The sequence below is a fragment of the Streptomyces sp. NPDC040432 genome (genome assembly GCF_055595445.1).
Genome location: NZ_JBVIVP010000004.1, coordinates 188,939 through 201,008, shown reverse-complemented (window position 1 = coordinate 201,008; position 12,070 = coordinate 188,939). Strand labels below are relative to the sequence as shown.

General features: G+C 70.6%; 12 protein-coding genes. 4 read left to right on the top strand and 8 right to left on the bottom strand.

Features of this window, described 5'->3' with window-relative positions; genetic code table 11:
- Positions 1-17 precede the first annotated feature (17 nt).
- Positions 18-650 carry a sulfite oxidase-like oxidoreductase gene (locus ACZ58N_RS11175; RefSeq protein ID WP_389708906.1) on the bottom strand — a complete coding sequence of 211 codons (633 nt, stop codon included), beginning with the start codon at positions 648-650 and terminating at the stop codon, positions 18-20.
- 174 nt (positions 651-824) lie between these two features.
- Here ACZ58N_RS11175 and bfr point away from each other — a divergent pair, with 174 nt between their 5' ends.
- A complete protein-coding gene (gene bfr / locus ACZ58N_RS11170; protein WP_053676038.1) occupies positions 825-1,304 on the top strand; it encodes a bacterioferritin in 480 nt (159 codons plus the stop codon).
- 31 nt (positions 1,305-1,335) lie between these two features.
- Here the strand turns inward: bfr and ACZ58N_RS11165 are convergent, their stop codons facing one another.
- Together ACZ58N_RS11165 and ACZ58N_RS11160 are read right to left on the bottom strand one after the other, a co-directional pair.
- Positions 1,336-1,617 (bottom strand): (2Fe-2S)-binding protein, encoded by a 282-nt coding sequence (locus tag ACZ58N_RS11165; RefSeq protein ID WP_281204636.1) that lies wholly within the window; start codon positions 1,615-1,617, stop codon positions 1,336-1,338.
- A gap of 127 nt (positions 1,618-1,744) precedes the next feature.
- Positions 1,745-3,100 carry a class II 3-deoxy-7-phosphoheptulonate synthase gene (locus ACZ58N_RS11160; RefSeq protein WP_471157818.1) on the bottom strand — a complete coding sequence of 452 codons (1,356 nt, stop codon included), beginning with the start codon at positions 3,098-3,100 and terminating at the stop codon, positions 1,745-1,747.
- 282 nt (positions 3,101-3,382) lie between these two features.
- Here ACZ58N_RS11160 and ACZ58N_RS11155 point away from each other — a divergent pair, with 282 nt between their 5' ends.
- Positions 3,383-5,263: an anthranilate synthase family protein gene (locus ACZ58N_RS11155; protein ID WP_471157817.1), complete on the top strand. Its 1,881-nt coding sequence runs from the start codon at positions 3,383-3,385 to the stop codon at positions 5,261-5,263.
- Positions 5,264-5,275: 12 nt separating this feature from the next.
- Here the strand turns inward: ACZ58N_RS11155 and ACZ58N_RS11150 are convergent, their stop codons facing one another.
- The 5 genes from ACZ58N_RS11150 to ACZ58N_RS11130 all read right to left on the bottom strand — a co-directional run bounded on the left by ACZ58N_RS11150 (position 5,276) and on the right by ACZ58N_RS11130 (position 10,277).
- The gene (locus ACZ58N_RS11150; RefSeq protein ID WP_471157816.1) at positions 5,276-6,274 is read right to left on the bottom strand and encodes a 2-hydroxyacid dehydrogenase; all 999 of its coding nucleotides are present in this window, start codon (positions 6,272-6,274) and stop codon (positions 5,276-5,278) included.
- Positions 6,275-6,387: 113 nt separating this feature from the next.
- Positions 6,388-7,416 (bottom strand): 6-phosphofructokinase, encoded by a 1,029-nt coding sequence (locus ACZ58N_RS11145; RefSeq protein ID WP_471158298.1) that lies wholly within the window; start codon positions 7,414-7,416, stop codon positions 6,388-6,390.
- Between the two features lie 176 nt (positions 7,417-7,592).
- Entirely contained in the window at positions 7,593-8,237 is a 645-nt protein-coding gene (locus ACZ58N_RS11140; RefSeq protein WP_471158296.1) for a response regulator, read from the bottom strand.
- Positions 8,238-8,269: 32 nt separating this feature from the next.
- Positions 8,270-9,481, bottom strand: a complete 1,212-nt coding sequence (gene macS / locus ACZ58N_RS11135) for a MacS family sensor histidine kinase (protein WP_471157814.1) — start codon at positions 9,479-9,481, stop codon at positions 8,270-8,272.
- Between the two features lie 37 nt (positions 9,482-9,518).
- Positions 9,519-10,277 (bottom strand): lysophospholipid acyltransferase family protein, encoded by a 759-nt coding sequence (locus ACZ58N_RS11130; protein ID WP_471158294.1) that lies wholly within the window; start codon positions 10,275-10,277, stop codon positions 9,519-9,521.
- A gap of 175 nt (positions 10,278-10,452) precedes the next feature.
- Here ACZ58N_RS11130 and ACZ58N_RS11125 point away from each other — a divergent pair, with 175 nt between their 5' ends.
- Complete coding sequence (locus ACZ58N_RS11125; protein ID WP_471157813.1) at positions 10,453-11,232, top strand: alpha/beta hydrolase; 780 nt, start codon at positions 10,453-10,455, stop codon at positions 11,230-11,232.
- Entirely contained in the window at positions 11,225-11,848 is a 624-nt protein-coding gene (locus ACZ58N_RS11120; RefSeq protein WP_471157811.1) for a hypothetical protein, read from the top strand. Before ACZ58N_RS11125 ends, ACZ58N_RS11120 begins: the two co-directional genes overlap by 8 nt.
- Positions 11,849-12,070 lie beyond the last annotated feature (222 nt).

The following is a 12,070-nucleotide window of genomic DNA, read 5'->3' as shown; positions in this document are numbered from 1 at the left end:
GGTCCTGACGACAGGTCCTAGAGCTCGGGGCCGTCGCCCGGCTCCTCCTGGTAGGAGTAGCGCTGCTCGCGCCAGGGGTCGCCGATGTTGTGGTAGCCGCGCTCCTCCCAGAAGCCGCGGCGGTCGGCGGTCATGTACTCGATGCCGCGGACCCACTTGGGGCCCTTCCACGCGTACAGGTGCGGAACCACGAGGCGCAGCGGGAAGCCGTGCTCGGCGGTCAGCAGTTCGCCGCCCATGTGGGTGGCGAAGACGGTCCGTTCGGCGGCGAAGTCGGCGAGTCTCATGTTGGAACTGAAGCCGTACTCGGCCCAGACCATCACGTGGGTGACCTGCGGTGCCGGGGGCGCCAGTTCGAGGAGGGTGCGCGCGAGCACGCCGCCCCATTCCGCGCCCAGCATGCTGAACTTGGTGACGCAGTGCAGGTCCGCGACGACCGAGTCGAAGGGCAGCGCCGCGAACTCCTCGTGGTTCCAGCAGCGCTTCTCGCCGTCGGCGGTCGCGCCGAAGACGCGGAATTCCCAACGGTCGGGCTTGAACTTCGGTACAGGACCGTAGTGGGTGACGGGCCAGCCCCGCTGCAACCGCTGTCCCGGTGGGAGCTCAAGCTGCTCTGCTCCCGGTGATTCCCGGTTTTCCGGCTGACCCATGACTCCATGGTGACAGACTGGGCAGGGTGGTGATGACCAGGTCCGCGCCTATTCGGGCAAGTCCCGGTAACTCCCACTAAGGAGGCACTTACTGGACGACCTCCGGCGGCGGTGCAAGGATGCGCGCACCTGCCCAGTCACTCGGCTGACATTGTTTTGGAAGGAGCCTCTGCGATGCAGGGCGACCCCGAGGTCCTCGAATTTCTCAACGAGCAGCTGACCGGCGAACTCACCGCCATCAACCAGTACTGGCTGCACTACCGCATCCAGGACAACAAGGGTTGGACGAAGCTCGCCAACTACACCCGTGCCGAGTCCATCGATGAGATGAAGCACGCGGACAAGATCACCGAGCGCATCCTGATGCTCGACGGTCTGCCGAACTACCAGCGCCTCTTCCACGTGCGGGTCGGCCAGACCCTCACGGAGATGTTCCAGGCCGACCGACAGGTCGAGGTCGAGGCGATCGACCGCCTCAAGCGCGGCATCGAGGTCATGCGCGGCAAGGGGGACATCACCTCGGCGCGGCTCTTCGAGGAGATCCTGGAGGACGAGGAGCACCACATCGACTACCTCGACACCCAGCTGGAACTGATCGAGAGCATCGGCGAGCCGCTGTACATCGCGCAGCTGATCGAGCAGCCGGAGAGCTAGTCCGGCCTTCCCGTTCGGGCCTCGGCCGGGGCTAGGCCGCTTCGGCGAGCGCGGGCTCGTCGGCCGAGAGGACGGCGGCCGTCCTGCCCTGGTCCAGCAGCTCCCGGCGCGGGCACGCCCCGCGGCCCAGGAGGCCCTGGATGGTGCGCACGCACGAACCGCAGTCGGTGCCGGCCTTCGTGGCAGAGGCGATCTGTCGGGGGGTACAGGCCCCGGCAGCCGCGTGGTCCTTGACCTGCTTGTCGGTGATCCCGAAGCAAGAGCAGACGTACACGCGGTTCACCTCCCTGGCGAGGAACGGTTCGGCGGCCATCCCCTATTCGGTGAGGCTTACCTAACCGTACCCAAAGTTAGGCAACCCTAAAAGCCCCCGATATGACGATGGGGCGCGGATCACATCGATCCGCGCCCCATCGTCGTACGAAGGTACTGAGTGATCCCTACTGGTCGCGGTACATCTCGGCGACCAGGAACGCCAGGTCCAGGGACTGGCTGCGGTTGAGCCGCGGGTCGCAGGCCGTCTCGTAGCGCTGGTGCAGGTCGTCGACGAAGATCTCGTCGCCGCCGCCCACGCACTCGGTGACGTCGTCACCGGTGAGCTCGACGTGGATGCCGCCCGGGTGGGTGCCCAGCGCCTTGTGGACCTCGAAGAAGCCCTTGACCTCGTCGAGCACGTCGTCGAAACGACGCGTCTTGTGGCCGGAGGCCGCCTCGAAGGTGTTGCCGTGCATCGGGTCGGTGACCCAGGCGACGGTCGTGCCGGAGGCGGTGACCTTCTCGACCAGCTCGGGGAGCTTGTCGCGGACCTTGTCGGCGCCCATGCGGACGACGAAGGTCAGCCGGCCCGGCTCGCGCTCGGGGTCGAGGCGGTCGACGTACGTCAGTGCCTCGTCGACGGTGGTCGTCGGGCCGAGCTTGATGCCGATCGGGTTCGCGATCTGCGAGCAGAACTCGATGTGCGCGTGGTCCAGCTGGCGGGTGCGCTCACCGATCCAGACCATGTGGCCGGAGGTGTCGTACAGCTTGCCGGTGCGCGAGTCCGTGCGGGTCAGCGCGCCCTCGTAGTCGAGGAGCAGCGCTTCGTGCGAGGCGTAGAACTCGACGGCCTTGAACTCGGCCGGGTCGGTGCCACAGGCCTTCATGAAGTTGAGCGCGTTGTCGATCTCCCGAGCGAGCTGCTCGTAGCGCTGCCCGGACGGGGAGGACTTCACGAAGTCCTGGTTCCAGGCGTGCACCTGGCGCAGGTCGGCGTAGCCACCGGTGGTGAAGGCGCGCACCAGGTTGAGCGTGGAGGCGGAGGCGTTGTACATCCGCTTCAGACGCTCGGGGTCCGGGATGCGGGCCTCTTCGGTGAAGGCGAAGCCGTTGACGGAGTCACCGCGGTAGGTCGGCAGGGTGACGCCGTCGCGGGTCTCGGTGTCCTTGGAGCGCGGCTTGGAGTACTGGCCGGCGATGCGGCCGACCTTGACGACCGGCACGGAGGCCGCGTACGTCAGGACGGCACTCATCTGGAGCAGCGTCTTCAGCTTGGCTCGGATGTGGTCGGCGGACACGCCGTCGAAGGCCTCTGCGCAGTCGCCGCCCTGGAGCAGGAACGCCTCGCCCTTGGCGACGGCTCCCAGACGGGCACGCAGCTGGTCGCACTCACCCGCGAAGACGAGCGGGGGATACGACTCAAGGTCCGCGACGACAGCGCGCAGAGCCTCGGCATCGGGGTACGAAGGCTGCTGCGCCGCGGGAAGGTCTCGCCAGGTCGCCTTGGCGGCGGGGGCTTGGGTTTCAGCGTTCACGGTCACCCCGTACACATTACGTCGTCATACGTCCCGTCCAGCCCGCCGCCCAGTACGTGAGACGGCGGTCTCCCCGAATGATCCCGCCGTGCGTTAGGGTCGGCGGCATGTACGCGCACACGCAGCAGAACTGGTGGTGGCCCGCTTCCGGCGGCCCACTCCTCGCGCGTACCCACTGACACGTACGAGTGACGCGAAGGCCGCCCCGAGGGGCGGCCTTCCGCATGTGGTGGACGGATACCACGCAGGAGCCCGGGGCCGCCCCTCCTTCCGGAAGGACGCCCCACCATGACCACGGGATTCAGCCGCCTGCTCCACGACTCCGCCCCGCCGTTCGCGCTGCTGCGCCGGCGGACCCCGGGCCGCGACCACGACACCGTCGAGGTGCTCGTGGGTCCGGTCCACGAGGTCGAGCGGCTCGCCGACCTGCCCGTCGGGCCGCTGCCCACCCTCGCCCTCGTGCCGTTCCGACAGATCCGCGAGCGGGGCTTCGACGTGCGCGACGACGGCACCCCGCTGAGCGTGCTGGCCGCCGAGGAGGCCTGGGAGGTGCCGCTCGCCGAGGCGCTGGCCGCGCTGCCCTCCCACGAGGTGCGGGTCGGGGGCGGCGGCTTCGACGTCGACGACGAGGAGTACGCGGCCACCGTCGGGCGGGTCATCCGCGACGAGATCGGCCGCGGCGAGGGCGCCAACTTCGTGATCCGGCGCACCTACGGCGGCCGGATCGACGGCTTCGGCCGGGCCGACGCGCTGGCCCTGTTCCGGCGGCTGCTGGAGGGCGAGCGGGGCGCGTACTGGACGTACGTCGTCCATACCGGGGACCGGACCCTGGTCGGGGCGAGTCCGGAGGTCCACGTACGGATGTCGGGCGGCACCGTCGTGATGAACCCGATCAGCGGCACGTACCGGTATCCGGCGGACGGGCCGACGCCCGACTCGTTGCTCGCCTTTCTCGGCGACCGCAAGGAGACCGAGGAACTCTCGATGGTCGTCGACGAGGAACTGAAGATGATGTGCACCGTCGGCGACATGGGCGGTGTCGTCGTGGGCCCCCGGCTGAAGGAGATGTCGCACCTCGCGCACACCGAGTACGAGCTCCGCGGCCGATCCTCGCTGGACGTCCGCGAGGTGCTGCGGGAGACGATGTTCGCGGCCACGGTGACGGGCTCGCCCGTGCAGAACGCCTGCCGGGTCATCGAGCGGTACGAGCGGGGTGGCCGCGGCTACTACGCGGGGGCGCTGGCGCTGCTCGGCACGGACGCGGCCGGGGCCCAGACCCTGGACTCCCCGATCCTGATCCGCACCGCCGACATCGCCGCGGACGGCACCCTGCGGGTGGCGGTCGGCGCCACCCTGGTCCGGCACTCCGACCCGGCCGGCGAGGTCGCCGAGACCCACGCCAAGGCCGCCGGGGTACTGGCCGCCCTCGGCGTGCGGAAGGCCGCGCCCCGGCCGGCCTTCGACGGCGCCCGGCTGTCCGACGACCCGCGGGTGCGGGACGCCCTCGCGGCCAGACGCCGGGACCTGGCCCCGTTCTGGCTGCGGATGCAGGAGCGCCCGGCCGAGGTCACGGGGCACGCCCTGGTCGTGGACGGCGAGGACACCTTCACGGCGATGCTGGCGCACCTGCTGCGGGTGACCGGCCTGGAGGTGACCGTACGCCGCTACGACGACCCGGGGCTGCGGGCGGCGGCGACCGCCTGGGAGGGCCCGGTCGTCCTGGGCCCGGGACCCGGCAACCCGGCGGACGCGGACGACCCGAGGATGCGGTTGCTGCGCGCCCTGACGGCGGAGCTGCTGGCCACGCACCGGGGCGGGATCCTGGGCGTCTGCCTGGGGCACGAGCTGCTGGCGGCCGAGCTGGGTCTGCCGCTGGTCCGCAAGACGGAACCGGCGCAGGGCGCGCAGACCCGCATCGACCTGTTCGGGGCCGAGGAGGTCGTCGGCTTCTACAACACGTACACCGCGCGCTGCGGCGACGACCTGGCCGCGCGCCTGGTCCGGGAGGGGGTGGAGGTGTCCCGCGACCCGTCGACGGGCGAGGTCCACGCCCTGCGCTCGGTGGCGGCGGGGGTGGCGGGCGTCCAGTTCCACCCCGAGTCGGTCCTGACGCTGCGCGGCGTGGAGCTGGTGCGCGACCTCCTGAGCGGGGTGCGGGCGACGGTGTGAGGGTCCCCGGGGTCAGGCGGGGCCGGGCACCAGGGTGTTCTCGGAGCGGCGGCCGGCGAGGTAGTCGGCCACGTTCCGGACGGTGGTCTCGATGATCTGGCCCACGGCGTCGCTCGTGTAGTAGGCCTGGTGGGAGGTGACGACCACGTGCGGGAAGGTGACCAGCCGGGCCAGGGTGTCGTCCTCGACGGTCTCCAGGGACTTGTCGAGGAAGAAGACCCCGGCCTCGGCCTCGTACACGTCCAGGCCGACCCCGCTGAACCGGCCCGCCCGCAACTCCGTGACCAGGGCTTCCGTGTCGATCAGTCCGCCGCGGCTGGAGTTCACCAGGATCGCGTCGTCGCGCATCGCCTTCAGGGCGGCGGCGTCGACGATGTGGTGGGTGGACTCCAGCAGCGGTACGTGCAGGCTGATCAGGTCCGAGGAGGCGAACAGTTCCTCCTTGTCCACGTACGTCATGCCCAGGGCCGTGCAGGCCGGGTTCTCCGCGACGTCCCAGCCCAGCAGGTTCATCCCGAAGCCGTGCGCGATGCGGGTGAAGGCCTCGCCGATCTTGCCGGTGCCGAGGACGCCGACGGTGCGGCCCCGCATGTCGCGACCCATCAGCCCGTTCAGCCGGAAGTCGAAGTCGCGGGTGCGGATCGAGGCGCGGACGATCCGCCGGTTCACGGCCATCGCCAGGGTCCAGGCGAACTCGGCCACGGAGTGGGGCGAGTAGTACGAGACCCGGCCGACGGTCATGCCGAGCCGGCCGGCCACGTCCAGGTCGATGTTGTTGAAGCCGGTGGAACGCTGGGCGATCATCCTGGTCCCGCCGGCCGCGAGGATGTGCAGGACGCGGGCGTTCAGGTCGGCGTTGACGCTGGAGGAGACGATCTCGTACCCGGCGGCGATGGGCGCGGTGTCCTCGGTCAGGAAGACTTCGAGGCAGCGGGCCTCGTGTTCCCCCGAGAAGGCGCGCTCCAGGAGCGGCTTCTCGTCGGCGGTCACTCCGAAGGCGAGGATCTCCACGCGTGCTCCCGTGCGGTATGTCGGACCATGGGCCGTTCGTCACGATACGACCCACGGTCCGGCCGCGCCCGGCACGCCACGGCGGCCCGGGCCACCGGGGAATCCCGGAGCGGTCAGCCGAAGAAGACGCCGACTTCCTCGTAGAGGGACGGGTCCACCGTCTTGAGCTTCGAGGTGGCCTCGATGATCGGCACCCGGACGATGTCGGTCCCCTTGAGGGCGACCATCTTGCCGAAGTCCCCGTCGCGCACGGCGTCCACGGCGTGCAGCCCGAATCGGGTGGCCAGCCAGCGGTCGAAGGCGCTCGGGGTGCCGCCGCGCTGGATGTGCCCGAGGACCGTCGTACGGGCCTCCTTGCCGGTCCGCGCCTCGATCTCCTTGGCCAGCCACTCCCCCACGCCCGAGAGGCGGACGTGCCCGAAGGAGTCGGTCGTGGCGTCCTTGAGGACCAGTTCGCCGTCGGTCGGCATGGCGCCCTCGGCGACGACCACGATCGGGGCGTAGCTCGCCTTGAACCGGGAGGTGACCCAGGCGCAGACCTTGTCGATGTCGAAGCGCTGCTCGGGGATGAGGATGACGTTGGCGCCGCCCGCGAGGCCCGAGTGCAGGGCGATCCAGCCGGCGTGCCGGCCCATCACCTCGACGACCAGGACCCGCATGTGGGACTCGGCCGTCGTGTGCAGCCGGTCGATGGCTTCGGTGGCGATGCCGACGGCCGTGTCGAAGCCGAAGGTGTAGTCGGTGGCCGACAGGTCGTTGTCGATGGTCTTGGGGACACCGACGCAGGGGATGCCGTACTCCTCGTACAGCTGGGCGGCCACGCCCAGCGTGTCCTCGCCGCCGATCGCGATGAGGGCGTCGACCTCGAACTTGGCGAGGTTCTCCTTGATGGAGCGCACGCCGTTCTCCGTCTTGAACGGGTTGGTGCGCGAGGACCCGAGGATCGTGCCGCCCCGGGGAAGGATGCCCCGGACCGCGGGAATGTCGAGCGGCACGGTGTTGCCCTCGACGGCCCCGCGCCAGCCGTCCTTGAACCCGACGAACCCGTAGTCGTACTCCTGCACGCCCTTGCGGACGACGGCCCTGATCACCGCGTTGAGTCCGGGGCAGTCGCCGCCGCCCGTGAGCACTCCGACCTTCATGGAATCTCCCTTCGCCATGACGGTCACGCTAGTGGTGACGCAGGTCACAACAAGGGGCCGGGCGCGGGCAATTCAGGTGGAATCACGGGGCGTCGCGTACACCGGTTCACTCGTACGAGGACGTAAGTACGACCTTCGACAGCCGGTTCGCCCGGTGCCGCGGGTCAGCGGGCCGCTCAGGCGTCGTCGAGCCCGCGCTCTATGGCGTACCGGACGAGCTCCACCCGGTTGTGGAGTTGGAGCTTGCCCAGGGTGTTCTGGACGTGGTTCTGCACCGTGCGGTGCGAGATGACCAGGCGTTCGGCGATCTGCTTGTACGAGAGGCCCTTGGCCACCAGCCGCAGGACCTCGGTCTCCCGGTCGGTCAGCTGCGGCGCCTTGGGGTCGTCGGCGGCGGCCGGCGCGGGGTCGGTCGCCAACCGCCGGTACTCGCCGAGCACGAGGCCAGCCAGGCCGGGGGTGAACACCGGGTCGCCGGTGGCCGTGCGGCGGACCGCGTCGATCAGCTCCTGGGCGCCGGCGGACTTCAGCAGGTAGCCGGTCGCACCGGACTTCACCGCCTCCAGCACGTCCGCGTGCTCCCCGCTGGCCGACAGGACGAGGACGCGCAGGGCCGGATCGGCTCCGACGAGCTCCTTGCAGACCTGCACCCCGGGCATGCCCGGCAGGTTGAGGTCGAGGACCAGGACCTGCGGGACGACGGCACGGGCACGGCGGACCGCCTCGGGCCCGTCCCCGGCCGTGGCCACGACGTCGAACCCGGCGGCGGACAGGTCGCGGGCGACCGCGTCCCGCCACATCGGGTGGTCGTCGACGACCATCACCTTGATGTCCTGGAGTTCGTTCGGCGCGTTCACTGGGTTCTCCCCCTCGGTACTTTCAATTCCACTTCGGTGCCCTGTCCGGGGACGGACACCAGCTCGGCGCTGCCGCCGAGGTCACGCAGTCGGCCCCGGATGGACAGGGCCACGCCCATCCTGCCCTCGCCCTCCGCCTGGTCCAGCCGACCGGACGGGATGCCGGGACCGTCGTCCCGGACGGTGACGATCACCTCGTCACCCCAGTCCTCCAACAGGATCCAGGCCCGGGCGTCCTCCCCGGCGTGCTTGCGCACGTTGTCGAGGGCGGCGGAGACGGCCGCGGCCAGTTCCCGGGCCGCGGGCACCCGCAGCATCACCGGTGTGCCCGGCTCGGCGAAGCTCACCTTCGACCCGGCGTGCGGGGCGAGGAGCGAGCGCAGGTCCAGTTCGTCGGACCCGGTTTCCGGCTCGTCCACCTCGTACGTGTCGACGAGCGCGCCGAGGGACTCGTCGCGGGAGACCCGTGAGGGGTGCACGAGCCCACTGGATACCAGGGTGCGCAGGGCGACCTCCTGCTCTCCGGCCATCCGTCCCAGCTCGGCGGCCTCGCCGCCCAGTTCGGTGCCGCGCCGCTGGACCATGGCGAGGACCTGGAGGACCCCGTCGTGGATGTCACGGGCCAGGCGCTCGCGCTCGCGGGTGGCCGCCTCGATCTCCAGGGCGCGGGCGAGGGTCGCCTCACTGGCCCGGGCGACCTCGACGACGTACCCGATCGCGATGGACGCGACCCAGACCAGCAGGACGTTGTGGAGGGTGTCCCGGGTGGGTTCACCGGCGTGGATCACGAGGTTGGCCGCGGCCACGAAGGAGGAGGCGAAGGCGGCCCAGCGCCAGCCGCCCTTGATGGCGAAGGCGAGGACCGAACCCGCGGTCCAGATGCTCGGCAGGGTCGAGCCGCCGTCGGCTATCCGTTGGTGGGAGTCGGCGAGCGGGGTGAGCAGGATGCCGGTGAGCGCGACCGTGAGGTCGGCGCCGAGGAAGCGCTTGGTGCAACTGGCCGCGTTCGCCACCTTGGGGTGGGTGGCCAGGGTCCACACGGCGAGGACGCAGAGGTAGCCGATCGCGACCCCGGGCCGGTCGAACTCCTTGTGGGAGAAGGCGAACAGCAGTACCGCGTAGACCATGGTGAGCAGCCGGTAGGCCGTCAGGGCCCGCCACAGCGGCTGCTCGACCGACATGCGTACGACGCGCTCGCGCTTCGCCATCTCCCCACCCCCTGCGGGCGGTACATCCGCCGCCCGCCTACTCCGCGACCCGGTCCTGCGGTTCACCCTTGCCGGCCTTGTCGGCCCTGTCGGCCTTGTCCGCCTTGGTGGCCTTCTCGGCCTTCTCGGCGTCGGCGATCTGCCGCTTGGCGGCCGTCGCGTAGATGTCGACGTACTCCTGGCCGGACAGCTTCATGATCTCGTACATGACCTCGTCGGTCACCGAGCGCAGGATGAAGCGGTCCCCGTCCATGCCGTGGTAGCGGCTGAAGTCGAGCGGCTTGCCGATCCGGATGCCCGGGCGCATCAGCTTCGGGACCACCTTGCCGGGCGGCTGGATCTTCTCCGTGTCGATCATCGCGACGGGGATCACGGGGGCGCCGGTGGCGAGTGCCACCCGGGCCAGACCGCCGGGCTTGCCCCGGTAGAGGCGGCCGTCGGGTGAACGCGTCCCCTCGGGGTAAATACCGAACAGTTCCCCGCGCTCGATGACGTCGATGCCGCTCTTGATCGCGGCCTCGCCCGCACCGCGCGCGCCGGAGCGGTCCACCGGAAGCTGGCCGACGCCCTTGAAGAAGGCGGCCGTCAGCTTGCCCTTGACCCCGGGGGAGGTGAAGTACTCCGCCTTCGCGATGAAGGTCACCTTCCGGTCGAGCACGGCCGGCAGGAAGAAGGAGTCGGAGAAGGACAGGTGGTTGCTCGCGAGGATCGCCGGCCCCTCCGCGGGAATGTTTTCGAGGCCCTCCACCCACGGCCTGAAGGCGAGCTTCAGGGACCCGCCGATGGAGAACTTCATTGCGCCGTAGATCAACTCGAAAGCCTTCCTGTGTCTGTCGAACAGACCTTAACCCCTGCCTCCGCCCGGAGCGGCCCTACGACCCTGGTCGGTGCCACCCCGGTCGCGTACGGTGAAGTCACACAGCGCAACGCTCCCCGTACCCCCGCGCATCCTGATCGACAAGGAGACTCTGGTGCCCGTCCTCCCTGGAGCAGAGCCGTTCCGCCACGAGGGCGGAGAGGTCGGCGTGCTTCTCTGCCACGGCTTCACCGGCTCGCCTCAGTCGCTCCGCCCCTGGGCCGAGTACCTCGCCGAGCGCGGACTGACCGTGTCACTGCCGCTGCTGCCCGGGCACGGGACGCGCTGGCAGGACATGCAGCTCACGGGCTGGCAGGACTGGTACGCGGAGGTCGACCGCGCGCTGCGGGAGCTGCTGGACTCCTGCGAGCAGGTGTTCGTGTTCGGACTGTCGATGGGTGGCGCGCTGACCCTGCGACTGGCGGCCAAGCACGGGGACGAGATCAGCGGCATCGTGCTCGTCAACCCCGCCAACAAGGTGCACGACCCGCTCGCCGTCGCCCTTCCGGTGGCCAAGCACTTCATCCGGTCGACGCCGGGGATCGCCAGCGACATCGCCAAGCCGGGCTCCGTCGAGGTCGGCTACGACCGGGTCCCGACGCGGGCCGCGCACTCCCTGCGCCAGTTCTTCCGGCTGGTCGACGCCGAGCTGCCGCAGGTCACCCAGCCGGTGCTGCTGTTGCACAGCCCGCAGGACCACGTCGTACCGCCGGTCGACTCGGCACGCATCCTGGCCCGGGTGTCGTCCACGGACGTCACCGAGACCCTGCTGGAACAGAGCTACCACGTCGCGACGTTGGACCATGACGCGGAGCGGATCTTCGCGGACAGCTATGCGTTCGTCGGTCGGCTCGCGAAGAGCGTCGGCAAGGAGGGGGCGGCCAGCGGTGGCTGAGCACGAGGAGTCGTCCGGGGGCGTTCCCCCGCTGGACGAGGAGGCGGCGTGGGCCGCGATCGTCGCCGGATACGGACAGGAGCCCCCGGACCCGCCCGGGGCCCGGCCGTTCCGGCCGATCGAGAACCTGATGCTGCCCGAGGAGGACGTGAAGCCGGCCGCGCCGGCTCCCGGGCCGGACGCGGACCGGAGCATGGACAAGGACAGCGGCAAGCCCGGTGAGAAGGACAGCGGCAAGGGAGCCGACCCGGATCCCCTGCCGCCGCTGGGCAGTTCGGTGGTCTTCGCCCCGGGCGTGGGCGGACCGGGAACGGGTCCCCGTGACCACACACCGGCCGAGCCCAAGGACGACGACCTGGCGTCGGAGGAGGGCCACTTCGTTCCCCCGGAGCCGGAACTCCCGCCCGCGGACACGACGGCGAAGTTCGCGTGGCTGGCGGTGGTCGGCGGCCCGGTGCTGCTGCTCCTGGCAGTGCTGTTCCAGTGGAACATGACGTGGTGGCTGACCACCCTGGGCATCGGCGGCTTCCTGGGCGGTTTCGCCACCCTGGTGGCCCGCATGGCCCACGGCGACGAGGACGACGACGACGATCCGGGCCGCGGCGCGGTGGTCTGACCGCGCGTCCCCTCGCGTCCCCCGCGCCCGAGTGCGTGGGGGACGCGGGGCCCTCATCCGGCTCGGCGGCCGACATCCGGCCCCATCCGGCCCGGCCGACACCCGGCTCCATCCAGCCCCGCCGACACCCGGCCCCATCCAGCCCCGCCGACACCCGGCCCCATCCAGCCCCGCCGGCGTTTGAGGCGCGGGGGTCCGGGGGCGGAGCCCCCGGAGGGGGGC